The 25,079-nt window shown below is 73.5% G+C and carries 18 protein-coding genes; 16 read left to right on the forward strand and 2 right to left on the reverse strand.

The genetic code is table 11. The annotated features are described in order from the left end of the window. Positions 1-166 precede the first annotated feature (166 nt). Complete coding sequence (locus OG361_RS14000) at positions 167-3,376, forward strand: beta-N-acetylglucosaminidase domain-containing protein (RefSeq protein WP_405853615.1); 3,210 nt, start codon at positions 167-169, stop codon at positions 3,374-3,376. A 69-nt stretch (positions 3,377-3,445) separates the two neighbouring features. Here the strand turns inward: OG361_RS14000 and OG361_RS14005 are convergent, their stop codons facing one another. Next, positions 3,446-4,009 carry an HNH endonuclease gene (locus OG361_RS14005; RefSeq protein WP_150270194.1) on the reverse strand — a complete coding sequence of 188 codons (564 nt, stop codon included), beginning with the start codon at positions 4,007-4,009 and terminating at the stop codon, positions 3,446-3,448. Between the two features lie 238 nt (positions 4,010-4,247). Here OG361_RS14005 and OG361_RS14010 point away from each other — a divergent pair, with 238 nt between their 5' ends. From OG361_RS14010 to OG361_RS14075, 14 genes are all read left to right on the forward strand, one after another. After that, positions 4,248-5,327: a mechanosensitive ion channel family protein gene (locus OG361_RS14010; RefSeq protein ID WP_405853616.1), complete on the forward strand. Its 1,080-nt coding sequence runs from the start codon at positions 4,248-4,250 to the stop codon at positions 5,325-5,327. 223 nt (positions 5,328-5,550) lie between these two features. Next, entirely contained in the window at positions 5,551-6,765 is a 1,215-nt protein-coding gene (locus OG361_RS14015; protein ID WP_405853617.1) for an ROK family protein, read from the forward strand. Positions 6,766-6,834: 69 nt separating this feature from the next. Next, the gene (locus tag OG361_RS14020; RefSeq protein ID WP_405853618.1) at positions 6,835-8,178 is read left to right on the forward strand and encodes an ABC transporter substrate-binding protein; all 1,344 of its coding nucleotides are present in this window, start codon (positions 6,835-6,837) and stop codon (positions 8,176-8,178) included. Positions 8,179-8,311: 133 nt separating this feature from the next. Further along, positions 8,312-9,193, forward strand: coding sequence for a carbohydrate ABC transporter permease (locus OG361_RS14025; protein ID WP_405862238.1), 882 nt, complete (start codon positions 8,312-8,314; stop codon positions 9,191-9,193). 3 nt (positions 9,194-9,196) lie between these two features. Then, positions 9,197-10,093 carry a carbohydrate ABC transporter permease gene (locus OG361_RS14030; RefSeq protein ID WP_405853619.1) on the forward strand — a complete coding sequence of 299 codons (897 nt, stop codon included), beginning with the start codon at positions 9,197-9,199 and terminating at the stop codon, positions 10,091-10,093. Between the two features lie 7 nt (positions 10,094-10,100). Beyond that, a complete protein-coding gene (locus OG361_RS14035; RefSeq protein ID WP_405853620.1) occupies positions 10,101-11,366 on the forward strand; it encodes a 6-phospho-beta-glucosidase in 1,266 nt (421 codons plus the stop codon). Next, complete coding sequence (locus OG361_RS14040; RefSeq protein WP_405853621.1) at positions 11,357-12,340, forward strand: N-acetylglucosamine kinase; 984 nt, start codon at positions 11,357-11,359, stop codon at positions 12,338-12,340. Before OG361_RS14035 ends, OG361_RS14040 begins: the two co-directional genes overlap by 10 nt. Before the next feature lie 278 nt (positions 12,341-12,618). Then, positions 12,619-14,043, forward strand: a complete 1,425-nt coding sequence (locus OG361_RS14045; protein ID WP_405853622.1) for a hypothetical protein — start codon at positions 12,619-12,621, stop codon at positions 14,041-14,043. Positions 14,044-14,054: 11 nt separating this feature from the next. Next, complete coding sequence (locus tag OG361_RS14050; protein WP_405853623.1) at positions 14,055-15,095, forward strand: glutamate ABC transporter substrate-binding protein; 1,041 nt, start codon at positions 14,055-14,057, stop codon at positions 15,093-15,095. Between the two features lie 55 nt (positions 15,096-15,150). Then, positions 15,151-16,428, forward strand: a complete 1,278-nt coding sequence (locus tag OG361_RS14055; protein WP_384558445.1) for a hypothetical protein — start codon at positions 15,151-15,153, stop codon at positions 16,426-16,428. Between the two features lie 59 nt (positions 16,429-16,487). Next, the gene (locus OG361_RS14060; RefSeq protein ID WP_405862240.1) at positions 16,488-19,082 is read left to right on the forward strand and encodes a tetratricopeptide repeat protein; all 2,595 of its coding nucleotides are present in this window, start codon (positions 16,488-16,490) and stop codon (positions 19,080-19,082) included. Positions 19,083-19,084: 2 nt separating this feature from the next. Further along, a complete protein-coding gene (locus tag OG361_RS14065; RefSeq protein WP_405853624.1) occupies positions 19,085-20,539 on the forward strand; it encodes a PP2C family serine/threonine-protein phosphatase in 1,455 nt (484 codons plus the stop codon). A gap of 53 nt (positions 20,540-20,592) precedes the next feature. Then, entirely contained in the window at positions 20,593-21,927 is a 1,335-nt protein-coding gene (locus OG361_RS14070) for a vWA domain-containing protein (RefSeq protein ID WP_405853625.1), read from the forward strand. 42 nt (positions 21,928-21,969) lie between these two features. Next, entirely contained in the window at positions 21,970-23,283 is a 1,314-nt protein-coding gene (locus OG361_RS14075) for an FHA domain-containing protein (RefSeq protein ID WP_405853626.1), read from the forward strand. 29 nt (positions 23,284-23,312) lie between these two features. On the opposite strand, the gene OG361_RS14080 is transcribed toward OG361_RS14075, so the two are convergent. Then, positions 23,313-24,281, reverse strand: coding sequence for a methyltransferase domain-containing protein (locus OG361_RS14080; RefSeq protein WP_405853627.1), 969 nt, complete (start codon positions 24,279-24,281; stop codon positions 23,313-23,315). Between the two features lie 180 nt (positions 24,282-24,461). On the opposite strand from OG361_RS14080, the gene OG361_RS14085 reads away from it, so the two are divergent. Then, entirely contained in the window at positions 24,462-24,866 is a 405-nt protein-coding gene (locus tag OG361_RS14085) for a globin (protein WP_384558428.1), read from the forward strand. The last annotated feature ends 213 nt before the right edge of the window (positions 24,867-25,079 follow it).

Below are 25,079 nucleotides of genomic sequence, written 5' to 3' on the forward strand. Positions count from 1 at the left end.
GTTTTACCGGCGGAAAGTGGCGAAGTGACGTCTTCTCCGCGACGGCTCGCCGGGCAAAGCCGACACATCGGCCACGCGCATTGACACCTCAGTGCGACGGGTGGTGGGCTCGTGACCCAGTCGTGACCAACCGGCAGAGCGGCCGACCGGGCCGAAGGGAGTTCCCGTGCACCTCGGGCGCAGGAAGCGCACGGCGACGGCGGTCGCCGCCGCCGTCATCGGCGGACTCCTCGGCGGCGCCGCTCCGGGAGCCGTACAGGCGGCGCCGGTCCCGCCCGCGGCCGGCGCCCCCGCCGCGACCGCGACGGGCGCCGCCCCCACCGCGACCACCCCGCCAGCGCCCTCGACGGCCGCACGGACGCCCTCGACCGCACCGGCCGCCGGCGGTGTCACCGCGGCGGGGACGCCCGCCGTCTGGCCCCGGCCGCAGTCGCTGGCCGCCGCCGGACCCGCCGTACGCCTCGGGGACGAGGTCACGCTGCTCGCGGACGCCCACGCCGATCCGTACGCCCTCACCGCGCTGCGGGAGCTGCTGCGGGCCGCCGGGGTACGCACCGTGCACACCGGACTCCCGGGCCGGGGCCCGGTCTTCCGGGCCGCGGGACCCTCCGGCGAGGCCGCCGAGGAGGCGCTGACCGCCCTGCGCGTGCCCGAGCGGCTCGATCTGCCGCGCGGCGGCTACCGGCTCGCCACGAGCCGCTTCCAGGGGCGGGACACGGTCGTCCTGGACGGGGTCGGCGAGGACGGCCTGTTCCACGCCGTCCAGACGCTGCGTCAGCTCCTCGGCTCCGGTCGGGAGATCCCCGGGGTCGTCGTGCGCGACTGGCCCGGGACGGTCGAGCGCGGCCTCACCGAGGGCTTCTACGGCCGCCCGTGGAGCCGGGAGCAGCGGCTGGCCCAGGTCGACTTCCTGGGCCGGACCAAGCAGAACCGCTATCTGTACGCGCCCGGTGACGACCCGTACCGTCAGGCGCAGTGGCGCGAGCCCTACCCGGCCGCGCAGCAGGAGGAGTTCCGCGCGCTCGCCGAGCGGGCCCGGGCCAACCACGTGACGCTCGGCTGGGCCGTGGCACCCGCCCAGTCCATGTGCCTGGCCTCCGGCGCCGACGTGGCGGCGCTGACGAGGAAGCTCGACGCGATGTGGGCGCTCGGGGTGCGCTCCTTCCAGCTCCAGTTCCCGGACGCCGGCTACGGCGAGTGGCACTGCTCGAAGGACGCCGACGCCTTCGGACGGGGCCCCGAGGGCGCGGCGGCCGCCCACGCGCGCGTGGCGAACGCCGTCGCCCGCCACCTCTCCGAGCGGTACCCGGACGCCGAACCGCTGACGGTGCTGCCGACGGAGTACTACCAGGACGGCGCGACCGCCTACCGCACGGAGCTCGCCGGGGCCCTCGACGCGGCCGTGCGGGTGGCGTGGACGGGCGTCGGGGTCGTCCCGCGCACCATCACCGGCGGCGAACTGGCGGGGGCCCGGGAGGCGCTGCGCCACCCGCTGGTCACCATGGACAACTACCCGGTCAACGACTACGCCCAGGACCGGCTGTTCCTCGGCCCCTCCACGGGCCGGGACCCGGCCGTGGCCGCCGGTTCCGCCGCCTTCCTCGCCCACGCCATGGAGCAGCCGGCGGCCTCCCGCATCCCGCTCTTCACCGCCGCCGACTACGCCTGGAACCCGAAGGGCTACCGGCCGCAGGAGTCCTGGCGCGCCGCCGTCGACGACCTCGCGGGCCCGGACCCGGCCGCCCGTGAGGCGCTGCGGGCGCTCGCCGGGAACGACGCCTCCTCGATCCTCGACCCGAAGGGCGAATCGGCCTACCTGAAGCCGCTCCTGGCCGCCTTCTGGTCCTCGCGCACGGGCACCGCCACCGCCGCCGGTACGGCGGCGCGGGAGAGGGCGGCGCGCGAGCTGCGGTCCGCGTTCACCGTGATGCGGCACGCCCCCGAGCGGCTCGCCGGCACCGCCGACGGCACCCTGGACGACGAGACGGGCCCCTGGCTGGAGCAGCTCTCCCGGTACGGCCTTGCGGGCGAGACGGCGGTCGACATGCTACTCGCCCAGTCGCGCGGCGACGGCGCGGCGGCCTGGCAGGCGCAGCTGCGCCTCGAACCGCTGCGGGAGGCCCTGAAGGCGAGCCGGGTGACGGTCGGCTCGGGGGTCCTCGACCCCTTCCTGACGCGCGCGGTGACCGAGTCGGCGGCCTGGACCGGCGCCGACCGCACCCCCGCGCGACAGGCCGACCGCGCCCCCGACTCGTACACCGTGCGGCTGGACCGGGCGCGGCCCGTGGAGGCCCTGACGGTGATGACCGAACCGAGCGCGGACGCGGGCTCGGGTACGGGCTCGGGTACGGGTGCGCGCACGGACGCGCGCGTGGAGGCGTACGTCCCCGGGGAGGGCTGGCGGGCGCTCGGCCCGCTGTCGGCGACCGGCTGGACGCAGGCCGACCTGAAGGGGCTGCGCGCGGACGCGCTGCGGGTGGTGTGGAGCGGAGACGGACCGGCCCCCGAGGTGCGCTCGCTGGTGCCGTGGTTCGCGGACGGGCCGCGTGCCGGGCTCGAACTGGCCCGCACGGAGACGGACGCCGAGATCGGCGGCCCCGCGCAGCGGGTGGACGTGGAGCTGTCCGGCCTGCGCGCGGGCGAGGTGCGCGGGCCGATGACGGCGAAGGCCCCGAAGGGGATCGCGGTGCGGCTCCCGAAGCAGGCCGTGGTGGAGCGCGGCGCGCGGACGACCGTGCCCCTGGAGGTGTCGGTGGGCGCGGACGTGCCGGCCGGCTCGTACCGGGTGCCGGTCTCCTTCGCGGGTGAGGAGCGGGTCCTGACGGTGCGGGCCTTCCCCCGTACGGCGGGCCCGGACCTCGCGCGCGCGGCGACGGCCTCCTCCTCGGGCGACGAGACCCCGGACTTCCCCGCCTCCTCGGCGGTGGACGGGGACGCGGCGACCCGCTGGTCCTCCCCGGCGGAGGACGGCGCCTGGTGGCAGGTGGAGCTGGCCGAGCCCGCCCGGATAGGCAGGGTGGTGCTGCACTGGCAGGACGCGTACGCCTCTCGCTACCGCGTCCAGGTCTCGGCGGACGGGCGCGTCTGGCGGACGGCGGCGACCGTCGCGGACGGGCGGGGCGGCCGGGAGTCGGTCCGGATGGACGCGGCGGACACGCGCTTCCTGCGGGTGCAGGGAGAGACGCGGGCGACCCGGTTCGGCTACTCGCTCTGGTCGGTGGAGACCTATGCGGTGGCCCCTCAGGATCCCCCGCGGGATCCCCCGGAGACGTCGGCGGAGAAGCCGGCGGAGAAGCCGGTGGAGGAGACGCCCGAGCGACCGGACGAGACGCCCGAGCCGCCGGAGGGCACGCCCGGGGCGGGGACCACCCCCTGAGGGGCGCCCCCGCTCCCGTACGCCATGGGCCCCGGTACCGAAAGGGCCCGGATATGCGAAAGGCCCGGCTCAACCCGTCGTGAGCGCCCCCACAGGGGCGTCCGCGACGGAGTCGATCCGGGCCATCACGTCCTCGGCACCGTACGGCTGGAGGTACGGCAGCCATCGTGGGTCCCGGTGTCCGGTCCCGATGATCCGCCAGGCCAGGCCGGTCGGCGGGGCCGGTTGGTGCCGCAGCCGCCAACCAATCTCGCGCAGGTGACGGTCGGCCTTGACGTGGTTGCAGCGGCGGCAGGCCGCCACCACGTTCTCCCAGGCGTGCGTGCCCCCTCGGCTGCGCGGGATGACGTGGTCGACGCTGGTCGCGACGCCCCCGCAGTACATGCAGCGCCCGCCGTCGCGGGCGAAGAGGGCCCTGCGGGTCAAGGGAACGGGCCCCCGGTAGGGGACCCGCACGAAGCGCTTCAGTCGCACCACGCTGGGAGCGGGGAGGACTTGGGTCTCGCTGTGCAGGAAGGCGCCGGATTCCTCGAGGCAGAGAGCCTTGTTCTCCAGTACGAGGACGAGTGCGCGGCGGAGCGGTACGACGCCGAGAGGCTCGTACGACGCGTTGAGGACCAGGACATGCGGCACGGATGCCTCCAATGGCGCCGGCGGCGCGTGGCTCGCGCCGGGACGAACTGCTCTCAGTCTCTCCTCATGCCTGGTCGGAGCGCCAGCACGTACCGGAATCGGGGTGACGGGCCCGGGGTGTTCTCGACCACATCGGCATCTCTCCCCAGTACTTGCCCAGGTGAGGTCCGTCTCTCCCTCGAACACGGCAACGGGACCACGTCCGGTGCCCCGTTACTGTGGATGGCCTGCGTACGCGATGCCTGGAGGTTGCCCCGTGCCCTGGTCCGCCCTAGCGGCTGCCACCGAACCCGAGCCCGTGCCGGTGACTCTGGACGAGGCAGCGGAGAAGGCCACGAACGCGGCGAGCTGGGTGGAGGAGAACTGGTCCACCTGGCTCAACACGGGCCTGCGCATCCTGCTGATCCTGGTCGTCGCGCTCCTGCTGCGGATGGCCGTCCGCCGTGCCCTGACGAAGCTGATCGAGCGGATGAACCGTTCGGCGCAGGCGGTGGAGGGGACGGCACTCGGCGGTCTCCTCGTCAACACCGAGCGCCGTCGGCAGCGCTCGGAGGCGATCGGTTCGGTACTGCGTTCGGTCGCCTCGTTCCTGATCCTGGGCACGGCGGGGCTGATGATCCTCGGCGCCTTCAAGATCGACCTGGCGCCGCTGCTCGCCTCGGCCGGTGTGGCCGGTGTGGCGATCGGCTTCGGCGCCCGGAACCTGGTGACGGACTTCCTGTCCGGCGTCTTCATGATCCTGGAGGACCAGTACGGGGTCGGCGACTCGGTCGACGCGGGCGTGGCCTCCGGCGAGGTCGTCGAGGTGGGTCTGCGGGTGACCAAGCTGCGCGGGGTGGACGGCGAGATCTGGTACGTGCGCAACGGCGAGATCAAGCGGATCGGGAATCTCAGCCAGGGCTGGGCGACGGCCGGCGTGGACGTGACCGTCCGGCCGACGGAGGACCTGGAGCGGGTGCGGTCGGTGATCACCGAGGCGGCGGAGTCCATGGCCAAGGAGGAGCCGTGGAACGAGCGCCTGTGGGGGCCGGTCGAGGTGCTCGGCCTGAACGAGGTGCTGCTCGACTCGATGACGGTCCGCGTCTCGGCGAAGACGATGCCGGGCAAGGCGCTGGGCGTGGAGCGCGAGCTGCGCTGGCGCATCAAGCGGGGCCTGGACGAGGCCGGCATCCGGATCGTGGGCGGGGTTCCGGCCCAGGCCGAGGAGTCCGCAGCCGATCCGACGGCGGGCATGGCGGCCCCGTCGGCGTTCGCCTCGGCGACCTCGCCGCAGTCGGCGGCGGCGACGCCGCTGCCGAAGACGGACCTCTCGAAGTAGCGCGCCGGGTCCACGAGGACCGTCCGACGCCCCCGCACAGGTAACGCTTTGGTTGCCTTCGGGGGCGTCTCGCGTTCCCGGGTCTTGACGCCCGTGTGACGGCCGCCTTATTTTCCTCCCACCGAATAGGAAACTTTCCTAACAGTGTGGTGAGAGAACGCGGGCCCCGGCAGGCAGCAGAATGACCGGAACCGATCAGCTCCGAAGGGCAGGTGCACCCGTCATGGCCGGTACGACCCCGGGAACCCCCGGCACACCGCGCGTGCTGCGAGCCATGAACGACCGCGCCGCCCTGGACCTGCTCCTCGAACACGGCCCGCTCTCGCGGACCCGGATCGGCAAGCTCACCGGCCTGTCCAAGCCGACCGCCTCCCAGCTGCTCGCCCGGCTCGAAGCCGCCGGGCTCGTCGTCGCCACCGGCACCACCGAAGGCCGGCCCGGACCCAACGCCCAGCTGTACGCGGTCGACGCACGAGCCGCGTACGCCGCGGGACTCGACGTCAACGGGCACCGCATCCACGCCGCCGTCGCCGACATCACCGGCGAGATCGTCGGCGAGTACGAGCTCCGCACCCCCGGCCGCGCCGCCACCGGCGTCGTCCGCCAGGTCAGCGAAGCCCTCGACGGGGCCGTCAAGGCGGCCGGGCTCACCCCCGACCGGGTGCGTCGCCTGGTCATCGGCACCCCCGGCGCCTTCGACCCGGCCACCGGACGGCTGCGGTACGCCTCCCACCTGCCCGGCTGGCACTCCCCCACCCTCCTGGAGGAGCTGGCCGCCGTCCTGCCCATGCCGTTCGAGTACGAGAACGACGTCAACCTCGTCGCCATCGCCGAACAGCGCCTGGGCGCCGCCCGCGGCCACGCCGACTTCGCCCTGCTGTGGAACGAGGCCGGCATGGGAGCCGCCCTCGTCCTCGGCGGGCGGCTGCACCGCGGCTTCACCGGCGGCGCCGGCGAGGTCGGCTTCCTGCCCGTCCCCGGCACCCCGCTGGTCCGGCAGGTCACCAAGGCCAACTCCGGCGGCTACCAGGAGCTCGCGGGCGTCCAGTCCGTGCCCCGGATCGCCCGCGCCGCCGGGATCGAGACCCCCGACCAGCCGTACGTACCGGTCGCGAGCGGCCTGCTCTCCCGGGCCGCCGAGATCCACGAGGAGGACCCCCGGTACGCGGAGCTGCTCGACCGGTACGCCGAGCGCGTCGCCACCGGTCTCGCCTCGATCGTCGCCGTCCTCGACCCCGAACTGATCGTGCTCTCCGGCGACGTCCTCGTCGCCGGCGGCGAACCCCTCCGCGCCCGCGTCCAGTCCGAGCTCGCCGAGCTCGCCGCCTCGCGTCCGCGGCTCGTCCTCGCCGCCGTACCCCGGCAGCCCGTGCTGCGCGGCGCCCTCGAAAGCGCCCTCGCCACCACGCGCGACGAGGTCTTCGACACCTCGCGCTGACCCACCGACCCGCCTCGCCCCCGCTCCATCCCCCGTAACCCCACGCCCCCGCCACAGGGAGACTCCGTCATGCCCGTACGCCCGCGCAGAGCCGTCGCCGCGCTCGCCGCCACCGCCTCCGTCGCCCTCTTCGCCTCCGCCTGTACCGGCTCCGCGAACAACGCGGCCTCCGACGACCCCAAGGCCGAGACCACCATCACCTTCTGGCACGGCTGGTCGGCGCCCGCCGAGGTCAAGGCGATCCAGGACAACGTCGCCCGCTTCGAGAAGGCCCACCCGAACATCAAGGTGAAGGTCGTCGGCAACATCAACGACGACAAGCTCGGCCAGGCGCTGCGCGCGGGCGGTTCGAACGGGCCGGACGTGGTCGCCTCCTTCACCACCGCCAACGTCGGCAAGTTCTGCTCCTCGGGCGCGCTCGCGGACCTCAAGCCCTTCGTCGAGAAGTCCAGGCTGGACCTGGACAAGATCTTCCCGAAGGTCCTCCAGGAGTACACCCAGTTCGAGGGCAAGCGCTGCACGCTGCCGCTGCTCTCCGACGCGTACGGCCTCTACTACAACAAGGACGCCTTCAAGAAGGCCGGCCTCGACCCCGAGGCCCCGCCGAAGACCTGGTCCGAGTTCACCGAGGTCGCCAAGAAGCTCACGAAGACCAAGGGCGACTCCTACGAGCAGCTCGGCTTCATGCCGAACTACCTCGGCTACGAGACCGTCGTCTCCCACTACATGTCGCAGTGGAACCACAAGTACTTCGACGGGAACGGCAAGTCGAACGTCGCCAAGGACCCGGCCTTCGCCGAGATGATGACGTACCAGAAGTCCCTGGTGGACACCCTGGGCGGCTTCCGGAAGCTCGACAAGTACCGCACCACCTTCGGTGACGAGTGGGGCGCCAAGCACCCCTTCCACACCGGCCAGGTCGCGATGCAGCTGGACGGCGAGTGGCGGCTGAACTTCGTCAAGAACGCCAAGGTCGGCTTCGAGGTCGGCGTCGCGCCGCTGCCGGTCGCGGACGACGAGGTGGCCGAGTACGGCAAGGGCTACCTCTCCGGCACGATCATGGGCATCGCCCCGCAGAGCAGGAAGCAGAACGCGGCCTGGGAGCTGGTCAAGTACATGACCACGGACACCGAGGCCGTGGTGAACTTCGCCAACGACATCGGCAACGTGCCCTCCACCCTGGAGGCGCTGAAGTCCCCGAACCTGAAGTTCGACGAGCGCTTCAAGACCTTCCTGGACATCGCCCGGCACCCCCGGTCCACCACCTCGGACGGCGCGGTGAACGGCTCCGGCTACCAGGAGACCCTCTCCGACCTCGCCCAGAAGTACGAGAAGGGCCAGGTCCCGGACCTGAAGAAGGGCCTCGCGGACACCGCGACCCAGATCGACCGCGACATCGCCGCAGTGAAGTGACGGCCGGAACCCACCCATGAGCACGGACACCCTGCCCGCCAAGGAGGCGGCCGCCCCGGCCGCCGCCTCCCCCGCCGGGCGGCACACGCTGCGGTCGAAGCGCCGGCGCGACGCGCTTCGCACCGCGGCGTTCATGTCGCCCTGGCTCATCGGATTCGGCTTCTTCTTCGCCTATCCGCTGCTGTCGACCCTCTACTTCTCGTTCATGCGGTACGACGGCCTCAACCCGCCGACCTGGCGGGGCCTGGACAACTGGACGTACGTCTTCTCGGACTTCCCGAAGTTCTGGCCGGCCCTGCAGAACACCCTCTGGCTCGGCGTCGTCATGGTCGCCTGCCGGGTGCTCTTCGGTCTCGGCATCGGCATGCTGATCACCAAGATCAAGACGGGTGCCGGCGTCTTCCGCACCTTCTTCTACCTGCCGTACCTGGCCCCGCCGGTGGCCGCCACCCTCGCCTTCGTCTTCCTGCTCAACCCCGGCACCGGACCGGTCAACTCGCTCCTGGAGGCGGTCGGCATCCCCGCCCCCTCCTGGTTCAACGACGCGGACTGGGCCAAGCCGGCCCTGACGGTCCTCGCCGTGTGGGGCGTCGGCGACCTCATGGTCATCTTCATGGCCGCGCTGCTCGACGTACCGAAGGAGCAGTACGAGGCCGCCGAGCTGGACGGCGCCTCCGCCTGGCAGCGGTTCCGCTTCGTCACGCTGCCGAACATCTCGCCGATCATCCTCTTCGCCGTCGTGACCGGGATCATCGGCGCGATGCAGTACTACACCCAGCCGATCGTGGCCTCCAAGGTCGCCTCGGGCGTGATGGGCGGCTCCGGCGTCACCTTCGAGCCCGGCCATCCGGACGACTCGACCCTGACGCTCCCCCAGCTGATCTACAGCCTCGGCTTCAGCCAGTTCAACTACGGCGCGGCCTGCGTGGTGGCGCTGGTGCTCTTCGCCTTCTCCATGGCCTTCACCGCCCTGCTCATGCGCAGGCGCGGCGGCCTGATCGGCTCGGGTGACTGAACCATGACGACCGCAACCGCTCCCGTCCGTCCCGCGGCGGACCGCACGGTGAGTCCCGCCGAGAAGCGGGCCCGCCGCAGGTCGCTGCTGCACTGGATCGCCGTGCACTCGCTCGGCATCGCCGCGGCCCTGTTCTTCCTGCTCCCGTTCGTCTTCGTCTTCCTGACGTCCCTGATGAGCGACCAGCAGGCGCTGACCCGCGACCTCACCCCGAACTCCTGGCACTGGGACAACTACCTCAAGGTCTTCGAGACCGAGGGCTTCCTCACCTGGTGGAAGAACTCGCTGCTCTACGCGGGGCTCGGCACCGCCCTCGTCGTGGTGTCCTCGATCCCCGTGGCGTACGCGCTCGCCAAGTTCCGCTTCCGCGGCCGCCACCTGTCGCTGCTGCTCGTCATCTCGACGATGATGCTGCCGCCGCAGGTCGTCATCATCCCGATGTACCTGTTCTGGGCCCAGCAGATGGACCTCTCCGGCACGCTCTGGCCGCTGATCATCCCGATGGCCTTCGGCGACGCCTTCGCCATCTTCCTGCTGCGCCAGTTCCTGCTGACCATCCCGAACGAGTACATCGAGGCCGCGAGGATCGACGGGTGCGGCGAGTTCCGCACCCTGATACGCATCGTGCTGCCGATGGCCAGGCCCGGCATCGCCGCCGTCGCCCTGTTCCAGTTCTTCTACTGCTGGAACGACTACTTCGGGCCGCAGATCTACGCATCCGAGAACCCGGGCGCCTGGACGCTGAGTTACGGCCTCGAATCCTTCAAGGGCGCGCACCACACCGACTGGAATCTGACCATGGCCGCGACCGTGCTGGTCATGGCCCCTGTGATCCTCGTCTTCTTCTTCGCCCAGAAGGCGTTCGTCGAGGGAGTCACACTGACCGGAGTGAAGGGCTGAATCGACCATGAAGCTCGCTGTCGTGGGGGGCGGTTCCACCTACACCCCCGAACTGATCGACGGATTCGCGCGGCTGCGCGACACCCTGCCCATCACCGAACTCGTCCTCGTCGACCCGGCCGCCGAGCGGCTCGAACTGGTCGGCGGGCTCGCCCGGCGCATCTTCGCCAAGCAGGACCACGCCGGGAAGATCGTCACCACCAGCGACCTGGACGCCGGGGTCGAGGGCGCCGACGCCGTCCTGCTCCAGCTGCGGGTCGGCGGACAGGCCGCCCGGAACCAGGACGAGACCTGGCCGCTGGAGTGCGGCTGCGTCGGCCAGGAGACCACCGGCGCCGGCGGCCTCGCCAAGGCGCTGCGCACCGTCCCTGTGGTCCTGGACATCGCCGAGCGGGTCCGGCGCACCAACCCGAACGCCTGGATCATCGACTTCACCAACCCCGTCGGCATCGTCACGCGCGCACTGCTCCAGGCCGGCCACAAGGCCGTCGGCCTGTGCAACGTCGCCATCGGATTCCAGCGGAAGTTCGCGAGGCTCCTCGACGTGGCCCCGTCCGAGATCCACCTCGACCACGTCGGGCTCAACCACCTGACCTGGGAGACCGGGGTACGGCTCGGCGGGCCGGAGGGCGAGAACGTGCTGCCGCGGCTGCTCGCCGAGCACGGCGACACCATCGCCGACGACCTGCACCTGCCGCGCCTGGTGATGGACCGCTTCGGCGTCGTCCCCTCGTACTACCTGCGGTACTTCTACGCGCACGACGAGGTGGTGCGGGAGCTCGGCACCAAGCCCTCACGGGCCGCCGAGGTCGCCGCGATGGAGAAGGAACTCCTGGAGATGTACGGGGACCCGGCGCTCGACGAGAAGCCGGCGCTGCTCGGCAAGCGCGGCGGCGCCTTCTACTCGGAGGCGGCCGTGGACCTGGCCGCGTCCCTCCTGGGCGGCGGAGGCTCGCCGTACCAGGTGGTGAACACGTACAACAACGGCACGCTGCCGTTCCTGCCGGACGACGCCGTGATCGAGACGCAGGCGGCGGTGGGCCGGGCCGGGGCGACGCCGCTGCCGGTCGCGCCGGTGGACCCGCTGTACGCCGGGCTGATCGCCAACGTCACGGCCTACGAGGAGCTGGCCCTGGAGGCGGCGCAGCGCGGTGGCCGCGACCGGGTCTTCAAGGCGCTGCTCGCGCACCCGCTGGTCGGACAGTACGCGTACGCCGAGGGCCTCACGGACCGGCTGATCGCGCACAACCGGGAGCACCTCGCGTGGGCCTGAACGGAACCCTGCTGGCCGTCGACGCCGGCAACAGCAAGACCGACGTCGCCGTCCTCGCCGAGGACGGCACGGTCCTCGGCGCGGCGCGCGGCGGCGGCTTCCAGCCCCCCGTGGTGGGGGTGGCGGCGGCCGTCGACGCGCTCGCGGGGATCGTCGGACGGGCGTGGGAGGAGGCCGGCGGCGCCGGCCTTCCGCCGGCCTTCGCACACGTCACGGCCTGTCTCGCCAACGCCGACCTGCCCGTCGAGGAGGCCGGCCTGCAGGCCGCGCTGGTGGCGCGGGGCTGGAGCCGGTCCGTACGGGTGCACAACGACACCTTCGCCATACTGCGGGCCGGACTCGACGAGCCGCGGGGTGTCGCGGTGGTGTGCGGCGCCGGGATCAACTGCGTAGGGATGACCCCGGACGGGCGGACCGCGCGCTTCCCGGCGATCGGGAAGATCTCCGGGGACTGGGGCGGCGGCAGCGCCATGGCCGAGGAGGCGCTCTGGTACGGGGCGCGCGCCGAGGACGGGCGCGGCGAGCCGACCGAGCTGGCGCGGGCGCTGCCCGCGCACTTCGGCCTGGAGACGATGTACGGGCTGATCGAGGCGCTGCACCTGGGCCGGATCCCGTTCGGGCGGCGGCACGAGCTGACGCCGGTGCTGTTCCGGGTGAGCGCGGCGGGCGACCCGGTCGCGCTGGCGCTCGTGCACCGGCTCGCCGAGGAGGTCGTCGCCCTGTCGGCGGTGGCGCTCGGGCGGCTCGGACTGCTCGACGAGGAGGCCCCGGTGATGCTGGGCGGCAGCGTCCTCGCGGCGCGCCATCCGCAGCTGGAGACACGGATCGTGGAACTCCTCGGGACCCGGGCGCCGAAGGCGTCGATCGGCTTCGTCACCGCGCCGCCGGTCCTCGGGGCCGGGCTGCTCGCCCTGGACGAGGTGGCGGCGGCACCGGAGGCGGCGGCCAGGCTGCGGGAGCACTACGGGGCCTGAGGACGGCGGGTGCGGGGCGTTCCTTCTCCTCGAAGGGACGCCCCGCGGTCATGTTCACCTGTTCGAGCGATGGCCGGTTCGGAACCGATCGGGGCCGGGCGACGTATTCCACGTGAGGGGGTTCGCCCGCGGATGTGCCGGGGGCATGGGGCACGATAGGAACAAGATCGAGTCAATCCCGGTGTGCGGGCGAGCCACTGAGGCCATACTGCTGGCCGGGTGGTCGTCCACCGGAACGGGACGGACCGACCGACGTCAGCGACCGAGGGGGAGGTCAAGTGACACACCCGCCGAACGCGCCCGCCGCCCCGGCGCGGGCCACGGCGCCCGTGCCCGCGCGCCCGGGCACGGTGCCCGCGCAGCCGTCGGCCGCGCCCGCCGGCGGCCCGCCCGCGGGGCGCGGCGCCTGGGCGGTGGGACGGGAGCGGCTCCGCGAGGCCGCGACGACCGAGCCCGGCCGGCTCCAGATCCTCGGGGCCGTACTCGCGCTGCTCGTCGTCGCGTTCGGGGCCGTCACCGCCCTGGAGGTCGCCGACCGCGGCTCCGCCGCCGACGACGTCGTCAGTCGCAGCCAGCCGCTGAGCGCCGACGCCGCCGCCGTCTACCGCTCCCTCGCCGACGCGGACACCACCGCCGCCAGCGGCTTCCTCGCGGGCACCCTGGAGCCCGAGGAGTCCCGGAAGCGGTACAACGAGGACATCGCCACCGCGGCCCGGCTCCTGGTCAAGGCCGCGGCGAACACGGACGGTTCGAGCGAGTCGGCCCGCGAGATCGCCACGCTCAACGAACAGCTGCCCCGCTACACGGGCCTGATCGAGCGCGCCCGCGCCGCCAACCGGCAGGGACTGCCGCTCGGCGGGGCCTATCTGCGGTACGCGAACCAGCAGATGACCAGTGAGCTGCTGCCCGCGGCGGAGCGGCTGTACGCGGCGGAGACCGAGCGGCTCCACGAGGACGACGACTCCGCCCGCACCTGGCCCTTCCTCTCGCTGGCGCTCGGCCTGCTCGCCCTCGCCGTGCTCGTCTGGGCCCAGCGCCGCAACTACGCCCGCACCCACCGGGTGTTCAACCAGGGCCTGCTGGCCGCCACCGCCGCATCGCTGGTGGTGCTGGTCTGGCTCCTCGCCGCGCACACGGTCGCGCGGTCCGGGCTGAACGCGGCGCGGGCGCACGGGCAGGAGTCCCTCCAGGTCCTCAACGAGGCCCGGATCAGCTCGCTCACGGCCCGCGCCAACGAGAACCTGACCCTGGTCGCCCGGGGCGCCGTCCTCACCGAGGACGGCAAGAACGACAAGTACGAGGCGGACTACACGGCGAGTATGACCGCCCTGACGACCGCGCTCGCCTCGGCACGGGAGCTCGCCGACGACAACGCCGGGCGCGGCCCGGTGGACGAGGCGGCATCGCGTACGGGCGAGTGGCAGAAGCGCCACAAGGCCGCCCGCGCCGAGGACGAGGCCGGCAACTTCGAGGGCGCGCTGGGCCGGATCGTCGGCTCGAAGGAGACGACGGGCCAGTCCTTCGACCAGGTCGACGCGGCCCTGGAGCGGGCCCTCGCCCACGAGCAGGCCGAGTTCACCCGCTCCGCCGGGGACGCCCGCTCCGCGCTGACGGCGCTGCCGCTGGGCGCGGCGGCCCTTGGGATCCTCGGTGCGGCGGGCGCCGTGCTCGGTATCAACCGCAGACTGTCGGAGTACCGGTGAGAGGGGGCGGGATGCCGAACGGCACGGACCCGCTGGCGCGGCGGGCCGCGAAGCGGCTGCGGGGCTGGGGCGGGGTCGCCGCCATGGCCGTGGCCTGCGGGCTCACCGCCTCGCTGACCCTGCTGCCGCTGGCGCACGACGGAAGCGGCGCCGAGTCCACGGCCGGCCCCGGCCCGGGTGTGGGCACGGGCGTCCAGGTCGGGGTCCGGGCGAAGGCGGACACCTGTGAGAACCCGGAGGCCTCGCTGCGGCCCGCGTCGGAGGACGGCGCGTCGATCCGGGCGATCAAGGACCGCGGGAAGCTGATCGTCGGCGTCGACCAGTCCAGCTACCGATGGGGCTACCGGAACCCGGAGAAGGGCACGCTGGAGGGGTTCGACATCGACCTCGCCCGGGCCGTCGCGCGGGACGTCCTCGGCGACGAGAACGCCGTCATCTTCCGGACGATCCCCACGAACCAGCGGATCGCCGCCCTGGACAGCGGCAAGGTCGACCTCGTCGTGCGCACGATGACGATCAACTGCAAGCGGATCCAGCAGGTCGCCTTCTCCACCGCCTACTTCCAGGCCGGGCAGCAGGTCCTGGCGCCCAAACTGGCGAAGTCCATCACCGGCTACGACTCCTCGCTGCGCGGCAAGCGGGTCTGCACCGCCGAGGGCTCCACGGCCTACGAGGCGCTGGAGGAGAACTCCTTCGGCGCGATCTTCAAGGACGAGGCCGACGGCACCAAGGACGACAAGGACCTGCTGACCGTCCCCAACCAGCTGGACTGTCTGGCCCGGCTCCAGATGGGCGAGGTCGACGCGGTCGTCACCGACAACGCCCTCGCGGCCGGCCAGGCCGCGCAGGACCCGGCGGTCGAGCTCAAGGGCCGCCCGTTCACCACCGAGTACTACGGGGTGGCCGCCAAGCTCGGCAACGACGACCTGGTCCGCCGGGTCAACAAGGTCCTCGTGGACTACCGGAACGGCCCCTGGCAGAAGGCGTACGAGGACTGGCTCCAGGCGGACCTGCCCGGGATAACCGGGCCGCCCGCCCCCTTGTACAAGTGACCCGGCCGGCAGCACCGGCAAGCAGCCCCTGTACACGCGGCGGAAGAGGTGATCGATGGGCGTCACGGGACCTCCTGGGCCGGTGATGGACCGGGACGAGGTGGACCGTGCGCTGGCGCGGCTCGGCGCCGAGCACAAGGCGGTCGAGGACTCGCTCCTCGCCCTCCAGGACCACGCGGGCCGCAGGCTGCTCGAAGGGGCCGAGCTGACCGGCACGACCCGGGACCGCTGGGCCACCGCCGAGCGGACCATCACCCTGCTCTGGAACTGCTTCGACGTGTACACGAGCGCCCTGCGGGACGCCCGTGAGGTGCGGGCGCGGCGCCGCTGGCCCGGCCGGGACGAGCTCGTGGAGCTGACCGACCGGCTGCGCGGCGAGAGCGTGCTCGTCGCGGGCGGGGCGGGTGAGCGGGGGCTGCTCTCCGAGCGGTTCACGCTCGAAGGGCTCGTCCGGCGGATGAACGAGCTGTACGCCTCCTCGCTCGACCTGGTGGTGACCGCCGACGCCGTCTGGTCGGCGCTGCCCGCCCGGATAGACCTGCTCGCCGCCGAGCTCGGCCGGACGCGCTCGCTGGCGCACTCGGTCGGCGTGCGGCCCGGGGAGCACCCGGCCGGGGACGAGCTGGAGGACATCACGGCCGAGCTGACCGCGCTGCGCTCCCAGGTGATCACCGACCCGCTCGCCTTCTGGCGTCCCGCCGCGGGCAGTTCGGCGCCCGGCGGCGGCCGGCCCGACACCGTGCGGTACGACCGGGCGGCCCTGGCCCTGGAGGACATCCGGCGCGAGATCGAGGCGGTCCTCGCGGTCCGGCAGGACTCCGAGGACCGGCTGCTGCGGCTGCGCGACGTGCTGTCCCGGGCGGACCGGACGCTCACCGAGGCGCGGTCCGCGCGCGGCGAGGTCCTCGCGAAGATCGCCGCCTCCGAGGTGCCGGCCGTCAGCGGGCCGCCGACGGCGCTCCAGGAGCGGCTCGTGGCCGCCGCCGAGTACCGCAGGCACGCGCAGTGGCACCGGCTCTCCCCGCTCCTGGAGTCCCTGGAGCGGGAGGCGGAGGACGAGTTGACGCGGGCGCGGGAGTCGCTGACCGCGGTCACGGCGCCGCTCGCGGTCCGTGCCGAGCTGCGCGGCCGGCTCGACGCGTACAAGGCGAAGGTGGCGCGGCTGGGAGCGGCGGAGGACCCGCTGCTCATCGAGCGGTACGACACGGCACGCCGGATGCTGTGGAGCGCGCCCTGCGACCTGCGGGCCGCGGAGCAGGCCGTGCTGCGCTACCAGCGGGCCGCGGCGGACGTACTGTCCGGCCCGAGAGATGCCGGAGGACGACAGTGGTGAGCGGGGAGACGGGCGTGGGGAGCTGTCAGCGTCCCTCGTGCGAGGGTTCGTACGAGGACATGGGAGGCGGCGAGCTGTACTGCGACACCTGCGGGCTCGCGCCGGTCGTCGCGCCCGGAGGGCTGATCGGCTCGACGCCGACCGGCATGGCCGTGCCCGGCAGGGCCACGGGCACAGGGCGCGGACCCGGGGTCGGGTCCGAGGTCGGGGGGCCCGATTCGAGCTCCTCGCGGAGCAGTTCGCGGGCCTCCTCGCGCGCCTCGTCCCGCTCCTCGACCTCCCGCCGTTCGGTCTCCGGCCGCCTCTCGCGCTCGCTCTCCGGGAACTCCGGGGGCCGCTCCGTGTCGGTGCGCAGCTCGGGCACGTCGACCGGGCAGTCCGCCCGGAACCGGCTGGGCGCGGGCCTCGTGACGATCCCCGAGGTGCCGCGGCCCGACCCGCGGGGCGCGGTGATGGAGAACCCCGAGGTTCCCGAGCGGAAGCGATTCTGCTCGCGCTCCGACTGCGGGGCCCCGGTGGGCCGTTCGCGCGGTGACCGGCCGGGCCGTACGGAGGGCTTCTGCACCAAGTGCGGGCACCCGTACTCCTTCGTGCCGAAGCTGCGCGGCGGGGACATCGTCCACGGCCAGTACGAGGTCGCGGGCTGTCTCGCGCACGGCGGCCTCGGCTGGGTCTACCTCGCCGTGGACCGGGCCGTCTCCGACCGGTGGGTGGTGCTCAAGGGCCTGCTCGACACGGGCGACCAGGACGCGATGGCCGCCGCCATCTCGGAGCGCCGCTTCCTCGCCGAGATCGAGCACTCCAACATCGTCCGCATCTACAACTTCGTCGAGCACCTCGACCAGCGCACGGGCTCCATGGACGGCTACATCGTCATGGAGTACGTCGGCGGCAAGTCGCTCAAGGAGATCGCCAACGACCGGCGCTCCCCGGACGGCCGACGCGACCCGCTGCCGGTGGAGCAGGCCTGCGCGTACGGGATCGAGGCGCTGGAGGCGCTCGGTCACCTGCACAGCCGGAACCTGCTGTACTGCGACTTCAAGGTCGACAACGCCATCCAGACCGAGGACCAGCTGAAGCTCATCGACATGGGCGCGGTCCGGCGGATGGACGACGAGGAGTCGGCGATCTACGGCACGGTCGGCTACCAGGCGCCGGAGGTGGCCGAGGTCGGCCCGTCGGTCGCCAGCGACCTGTACACGGTGGCCCGGACGCTGGCCGTGATGACCTTCGACTTCCAGGGCTACACGAACGTCTTCGTGGACTCGCTGCCGGAACCGGAGCACATCGCGGTCTTCCGGACGTACGAGTCGTTCTACCGCTTCCTGGTCCGGGCCACGGACCCGGACCCGGCGCGGCGGTTCTCCTCCGCGCAGGAGATGGCGGAGCAGCTGACGGGAGTCCTGCGGGAGGTGGTGGCGCTCCAGTCGGGGCGTCCGCGTCCCGCGCTGTCGACGCTGTTCGGCACGGAGGTCCGGGTCACGGACACCGCGCTGTTCGCCGAGCTGACGGAGGACGTCTCGCTGCTGGGGGCCCGTCGTGGTGCCGGGAAGCGGAGTGCCGGGAAGCGGGGCGGCAGGCAGCAGGAGCTCCCTGCCGCTCCGGGGTCGGTCCCTGGCGCCGTGGGCATGGCCGGCACCGTCGGCCCGGCCGGCACAACCGGCACAACCGGCACGGTCGGCACAGCGGGCATCGTCGGCACGGCCGGGCCCGGGCTCGGGTGGCTGCTCGCGGTGCTCGACACGCCCGCCACCGCGCTCGCGCTGCCCGTGCCGCGCGTCCACGCGAGCGACCCGAACGCCGGCTTCCTCGCCGGTCTGGTCGCCGCCGCCCCCGCCGAGCTGCTCGGCGCGCTCCAGGCCGCGCCCGCGCCCTCCACCGAACTGCGGCTGCGCACCCTGCGGGCCCATCTGGAGCTGGGCGACCTGCCCACCGCCGTACAGACCCTCGCCGCGCTGGAGGAGCGGGACCCGGACGACTGGCGGGTGGTCTGGTACCGGGGCGTCGCCTCGCTGGTGACCGGCGACCACGAGCACGCGGCGCTGGCCTTCGACGCGATCTACGACGCCTTCCCCGGGGAGCCGGCGCCGAAGCTGGCCCTCGGGATCTGCGCCGAGGTGCTGGGCCAGCTGGACAACGCCGCCGAGTACTACCGGCTCGTGTGGGCCACCGACCCGAGCTTCGTCAGCGCGGCCTTCGGGCTCGCCCGGGTGCGGCTCGCGGCGGGCGACCGCGCCGGAGCCGTACGCACCCTGGAGTCCGTACCGGAGGCGTCGATCCACTACACGGCGGCCCGGGTCGCGGCGGTGCGGGCGCGGCTGCGGAGGCGCCCGGCGCACGAGCCGCTGGGCGCCGAGCTGACGGCCGCCGCGGCGCAGGTCTCCGCGCTCCAGGGCTTCGGTCTGGACGCGGTGCGCCGGGAGCAGTTGTCGACGGAGGTCCTCGGAACGGCCCTCGACTGGGTACTCTCCGGGAGTCCCGGTGCGGCACCGGGCGGCGGCGCGCTGCTGCTCGGGAGTGAACTGGACGAGCGCGGACTGCGCTTCGGCCTCGAACGCTCGTACCGGGTGCTCGCCCGGCTCGCCCAGCGGGGCGAGGAGAGGATCGAACTGGTGGAGCGGGCCAACCGCTTCCGCCCCCGGACGTGGGTGTGAGGATGTCCCAGAAGCCCAAGCCGTCGCACGGACTCGCCGCCTGCCCGGGCTGCGCCGAGCCGCTGGAGTCGGGTGACCGGTTCTGCGGGGCGTGCGGCTACGACCTGTCGGCGGTTCCGGCGGCCGAGGCCGAGCCGGACCGCCCGACCGTGGCGATCGTCACCCCCGTGGTCTGGCCGGACGCCCCGCCCCGGGAGGCCGGTTCGCTCTCGACGGCGACCCAACACCCCGGCGACCTGCCGGGCACCGACTCCGGCGGCCGCGACCTGCCCACGATGGCGGTCCGCACGGACGGCCCGGTGCCGCCGCCCGCGGGCACCCCCGCGCCGGGCACCTCCGCGCCGGGCACCTCCGCGTCCGCCGCGTCCGGTACGTCTGGAGGGGACTTCGAGCTGGCCGCCCCCGACCCCCGTACGGCCGTACAGGCGGACCCGCCCCAGGCCCAGACCCAGGCCCAGACCCAGACCCCGTCCCACGCCCAAGCCCCGACCCCGGCATCCGCCCCGGCCCCGGCACCGGCACCGGGACCCGCGGCGAACCTGTGCGTGGCCTGCCGGGCCGGCCGGGTGGACACCGACGGCTACTGCGAGAACTGCGGACACGCGCAGCCCCGCGAGCGCGACCACATGGAGCGGGAGCTCGACACCGTCGCCGCCGTCAGCGACCGCGGCCTGCGCCACCACCGCAACGAGGACGCGTTCGCCGTCTCGGCGACCACCCTCCCCGACGGTTCGCCCGCCACCCTCGCGATCGTCTGCGACGGCGTCTCCTCGGCGACCCGCCCCGACGAGGCCTCCGCCGCCGCCGCGCAGGCGGCCGGCGCCTCGCTGCTCGCCGCGCTGCCCCGCGGCATCCACCCCCAGCAGGCGATGCACGAGGCGATCGTCGCCGCCGCCGATGCCGTCAACTCCCTCGCGGAGGAGCCCGGTCAGGACGGCGCCGAGCACGATTCCCACGCGCACCGGAACTCCCCGGCCTGCACCATCGTCGGCTCGGTCGTCGCCGACGGCCTGCTCGTCGTCGGCTGGGTCGGCGACAGCCGCGTCTACTGGGTGCCGGACGACCGCGCCACCCCGTCCGCCCGGCTCACCGAGGACGACTCCTGGGCCGCCCAGATGGTCGCGGCGGGCCTGATGAACGAGGCCGAGGCGTACGCGGACGAGCGCGCCCACGCGATCACCGGCTGGCTGGGCGCCGACGCGTACGAACTGGAGCCGCACACGGCCGCGTTCAAGCCGGACCGCTCCGGGGTGGTCGTGGTCTGCACGGACGGGCTCTGGAACTACGCGGAAGGCGCCCAGGACATGGCCGGGATCCTCCCGCCGGACGCGGCGGCCCGCCCGCTGCACGCCGCGCAGGTCCTGGTCGGCCACGCCCTCGACGGCGGAGGCCACGACAACATCACGGTCGCGCTGCTGCCGTTCACCGTCTCGTCACAAGGGGCAGGATCCGCCTGAGCGGTCGCCGATCCCCCGTCCCTTCACCGTTGTTGCCCGAGGAGCCGAATCAGATGGCGAACTTCTCCAAGCCGACCGTGCCGCGGTTCTCCGTGGACGTGTACCAGAACGAGTTCCTGCCGGAGGGCGGCCGCGAGGTCAGCGCCATCGTCACGGTCACCTCGACCGGAGGCGGCACCGGCGGTGCGACGGGGATCCCGGGGTACGCGGGCGGTGGCGCGGCCGGCGTGGTGATCATGGTCGACTGTTCCGGCTCGATGGACTACCCGGCCACCAAGATGCGCGGCGCGCGGGAGGCCACCGCCGCCGCCGTCGACACCCTGCGCGACGGCACCTCCTTCGCCGTCGTCGCCGGCACGCACGTGGCGAAGGAGGTCTACCCGGGGAACGGCCGCCTCGCCGTCGCGGACGACCGCACCCGGGCCGAGGCCAAGCAGGCGCTGCGGAGCCTGTCCGCGGGCGGCGGCACGGCGATCGGCACCTGGCTGCGCCTCGCGGACCGGCTGCTCTCCTCCGCCGATCTCGCCATCCGGCACGGGATCCTGCTCACCGACGGCCGCAACGAGCACGAGTCGCCGGAGGAGCTGCGGGCCGCGCTGGACGCCTGCGCGGGCCGGTTCACCTGCGACGCGCGCGGGGTGGGCACCGACTGGGAGGTCAAGGAGGTCACCGGGATCGCCTCGGCGCTCCTCGGCACCGCCGACATCGTCGCCGACCCGGCCGGTCTCGCCGCCGACTTCACGACGATGATGGAGCAGGCGATGGGCAAGGGCGTGGCGGACGTCGCGCTGCGCCTGTGGACGCCGGTCGGGGTGGAGATCGGCTTCGTGAAGCAGGTGGCGCCGACGGTCGAGGACCTGACCGGCCGGCGGACCGAGGCCGGGCCGCGCGCCGGCGACTACCCGACGGGTTCGTGGGGCGACGAGTCCCGCGACTACCACGTGAGCGTGCGCGTCCCGCGGGCCGCCGTCGGCCAGGAGATGCTCGCCGCCCGGGTCTCCCTGATCGCGCCGGACCCGGCGGGCGGCGACCCGCGGCCGCTGTCTCAAGGACTGGTACGGGCGGTGTGGACGGACGACCTGGCGATGTCGACCTCGATCAATCCGCAGGTCGCGCACTACACGGGACAGGCGGAGCTCGCGGACGTCATCCAGCAGGGTCTCGATGCCCGCAAAACGGGCGATCGTGACGGCGCGACGGCGAAACTGGGCCGCGCAGTCCAGCTCGCGGCGGCCTCCGGCAACGCGGATACGGCGAAACTCCTTTCGAAGGTGGTCGACGTCGTCGACGCGGCGACCGGTACTGTGCGTTTGAAGGCGAAGGTCGCGGAAGCGGACGAGATGACACTCGAAACCCGCTCCACCAAGACCGTTCGCGTGAAGAGGTAGCCCGGCCCGCCGGGCCGGACGACGAGAGGGGGAAGCACCGACATGCCGACCTGCCCGAACGGACACCAGTCGGTCTCCGACGACTGGTGCGAGGTCTGCGGCCATCGCATGGCCGGGGCGGGCGCGCCTGCGGGTGCCGTACCGCCGCCTCCCCCGCCGCCGCCCGCGTACGGATACCCGGGCCCCGGCGGCCCCGGCCAGCCCCCGGCGGGTCCGCCGCCCGGCGCTCACGGCGGCCCCGGTGCCCACGGTGCTCCGGGGGGCTTCGGCCCCGGGGGCGACCCGAACGCGACGGCCCAGGCCGAGCTCTGCCCGCAGTGCCGTACGCCGCGTGAGCACATGGCGCCGTTCTGCGAGGAGTGCCGCTGGAACTTCCTCACGAACACGGCGACCTCGTACACGCCGCTGGCTCCCCCGCAGCAGTCCGGGCCGCCGCCCGGTCTGAACCTGCCGCCGGGCTTCCAGTCGCCGCCGCCGCCTCCGCCTCCTCAGCAGCAGCCCCCGCAGCCGCAGCAGCCGCAGGACCCGTTCGGGTACCAGGGCTCGCGGCCCTCCCAGGTGAACCGTCCGGCCGAGCCGCTGGGTGCCGAGCCCACGCACCACCAGGCCCCGCCGCAGCGCCCGCCGATGCAGCAGCCGCCCCAGCAGCAGCCGATGCAGCCGCCCGTACAGCAGCAGCAGGCGCCGCCCGCGTACTTCCAGGCTCCGCCGCAGGCCCAGGCGCCGGCCCCGCCCGCGCCGCCGCAGCCGCGCGCGGACGACGACTGGGTCCTGTCACCGCCGGCCCAGCCGCAGCCCCCGCAGCCTCCGCCGCACCAGGCCCCGCCGCCGCCCCCGCTGCACCACCAGGCCCCTCCGCCTCAGCAACAGCACCAGGCCCCGCCGCCTCCCCAGCAACAGCAGCACCATCAGCCTCCGCCGCAGCAGCAGTACCAGCCGCCGCAGCCGCCGATGGGGTGGACCGCGGTCATCGGCCCGGACCGCGAGTACTTCATGGCGATGATGCACCGCAGCGGACCGGAGGCCTCGGGCCTCAACCTGCCCGCGTACTCGCCGGACAAGCACCTGCCGCTCCAGGGCAACCAGATCTCCATCGGCCGCCGCCGGCACTCCACCGGCGAGTCCCCCGACATCGACCTGTCGGTGCCGCCGGAGGACCCGGGCGTCTCGCACCAGCACGCCGTGCTGGTGCAGCAGCCGGACGGCTCGTGGGCGGTGGTGGACCAGAACTCCACCAACGGCACCACGATCAACGGCGGCGAGGAGCCGATCCAGCCCTACGTCCCCGTGCAGCTCCAGGAGGGCGACCGGGTGCACGTCGGCGCCTGGACGACGATCACGATCCGCCGCGGCTGACCACCGGCCGCAGGCTCACGCCACCGGCCTCAGGCCACCGGCAGGGGCCAGGCGTACGGTCCTCCGGGCTCGTCCAGCCAGGCCCACTGCCGGTCGCCGCTGACCGTCACCCCGAAGCGCTCCCGCTCCGGCCGCCCCTCGCGCAGCCAGAGCGAGAGCGCTTCGCGCCTGTTCAGGGTCGTGGCGACGAGACCGCACAGGAAGCCGAAGCGTTCGTCCCCCGCCGGACCGTGGCGCGGTCTGCGACTCTCCGCGACGTGGGCGGCGGAGCCCCGCAGGGCCACGAAGTACGCCGAGGTCGCCAGGAACCGTCCCTCCGCGTGCGTGCCGTCGTGCACTCTCAGCAGGATCAGCCCGGTGGAGAGCGGTGCGAGGACCAGCGCGCCGGGACGGCACTGGGCGAGCCAGGGGTACGGGACCGCGGGCACCGCGCAGGTCGCCACGATCCGGTCGTAGGGGGCGCGCTGGGGGCAGCCCCGTGCGCCGTCGGCGGCGAGCACCGCGGGCCGGTACCCGGCGGCGCCGAGATGGGTCCGGGCGGACTCGGCGATCTCCTCCTCCAGGTCGACGGTGGTGACGTGCTCCTCGCCGAGCCGGTGGCAGAGCAGGGCCGCGTGGTACCCGGTGCCCGCGCCGATCTCCAGGACGTCGTCCCCGTCCCGTACGTCCAGGGCCCGGAGCATGAGCGCCATGAGGGAGGGCTGGCTGGCGGAGGAGACCAGTTCCCCGTCCCGTACCCGGGTGGCGACCGCCGTGTCCGCGTACGCCCCGCGCAGCCAGCGCTCCCGCCGGACGGGGTCGGGGTCGCCGGACCAGAGCCGCTGGTAGCCACCGGTCCCTGAGACGTAGAACCACGGGACGAAGAGATGGCGCGGGACCTCGGCGAAGGCGGCCCGCCAGGCGGGGTCGGACAGCTCGCCGTACGCCTCGATCTCCCGCACGAGCGCCTGCCGCGCCCGCGCGCCGGCCTCGGCGAACTCGTCCCGCGGCTCACCCATGTCTCCACTCTCCCGCCGCCCGCGCGCCCGGGCCAGCGCCCGTACGGGTGCCCGCACGCGCACCTGTACGGATGCCCGCGAGCGCTCCGCGCGGATGCCCGCAAGCGCGCCCGTACAGGTGTCCGTACGAGCGGTCCTAAGCCTCCGGTCCTCGGCCGGGTCATCTGAGACGATGGAACGGTGAACGAGATTCCCGGGGAAACGACGCAGGAGCAGACCTTCTACGAGCAGGTCGGCGGCGAGGAGACCTTCCGCCGCCTGGTCCGCCGCTTCTACGAGGGCGTCGCGGAGGACCCGGTGCTGCGCCCGATGTACCCCGAGGAGGACCTCGGTCCGGCGGAGGAGCGGCTCGTCCTCTTCCTCATGCAGTACTGGGGCGGCCCCCGCACCTACAGCGACCACCGCGGCCATCCCCGCCTGCGGATGCGGCACGCCCCGTTCACCGTGGACCAGGAGGCGCACGACGCCTGGCTCCGTCACATGCGCGCCGCCCTGGACGACCTCGCCCTCGCCCCCGAGCACGAGGCGGAGCTGTGGCGCTACCTCACCTATGCGGCGGCCTCCATGGTGAACACGGCCGGCTGACGCTCCCTCACCCCGCCCCGTCCGCCCCACATCACTCACCGCAACACCGCCACCCCTGGACGGACACATTCCGGAGACGGAACGCCGAATAACGGTCACGATCCCATCAAGGTCGGTCCGTAAGCGGTTACCAGCGGCACGTGCACTCTGAAAGCATCCGAAGGAAGTCCGGGGGGACTCGGAGGACTTTCGGCGAACTTTCGGCGGCGTTCG

Source organism: Streptomyces sp. NBC_00090 (genome assembly GCF_045160815.1).
Taxonomy (GTDB): Bacteria; Actinomycetota; Actinomycetes; order Streptomycetales; family Streptomycetaceae; genus Streptomyces.

What these genes read in the sequence shown, in the direction of transcription:
- OG361_RS14010 (WP_405853616.1), top strand. Translation starts at nt 4,248, where the DNA reads ATGCCTGGAGGTTGCCCCGTGCCCTGGTCCGCCCTAGCGGCTGCCACC.
- OG361_RS14015 (WP_405853617.1), top strand. Translation starts at nt 5,551, where the DNA reads ATGGCCGGTACGACCCCGGGAACCCCCGGCACACCGCGCGTGCTGCGA.
- OG361_RS14020 (WP_405853618.1), top strand. Translation starts at nt 6,835, where the DNA reads ATGCCCGTACGCCCGCGCAGAGCCGTCGCCGCGCTCGCCGCCACCGCC.
- OG361_RS14025 (WP_405862238.1), top strand. Translation starts at nt 8,312, where the DNA reads ATGTCGCCCTGGCTCATCGGATTCGGCTTCTTCTTCGCCTATCCGCTG.
- OG361_RS14030 (WP_405853619.1), top strand. Translation starts at nt 9,197, where the DNA reads ATGACGACCGCAACCGCTCCCGTCCGTCCCGCGGCGGACCGCACGGTG.
- OG361_RS14035 (WP_405853620.1), top strand. Translation starts at nt 10,101, where the DNA reads ATGAAGCTCGCTGTCGTGGGGGGCGGTTCCACCTACACCCCCGAACTG.
- OG361_RS14050 (WP_405853623.1), top strand. Translation starts at nt 14,055, where the DNA reads ATGCCGAACGGCACGGACCCGCTGGCGCGGCGGGCCGCGAAGCGGCTG.
- OG361_RS14055 (WP_384558445.1), top strand. Translation starts at nt 15,151, where the DNA reads ATGGGCGTCACGGGACCTCCTGGGCCGGTGATGGACCGGGACGAGGTG.
- OG361_RS14060 (WP_405862240.1), top strand. Translation starts at nt 16,488, where the DNA reads ATGGGAGGCGGCGAGCTGTACTGCGACACCTGCGGGCTCGCGCCGGTC.
- OG361_RS14065 (WP_405853624.1), top strand. Translation starts at nt 19,085, where the DNA reads ATGTCCCAGAAGCCCAAGCCGTCGCACGGACTCGCCGCCTGCCCGGGC.
- OG361_RS14070 (WP_405853625.1), top strand. Translation starts at nt 20,593, where the DNA reads ATGGCGAACTTCTCCAAGCCGACCGTGCCGCGGTTCTCCGTGGACGTG.
- OG361_RS14075 (WP_405853626.1), top strand. Translation starts at nt 21,970, where the DNA reads ATGCCGACCTGCCCGAACGGACACCAGTCGGTCTCCGACGACTGGTGC.
- OG361_RS14080 (WP_405853627.1), bottom strand. Translation starts at nt 24,281, where the DNA reads ATGGGTGAGCCGCGGGACGAGTTCGCCGAGGCCGGCGCGCGGGCGCGG.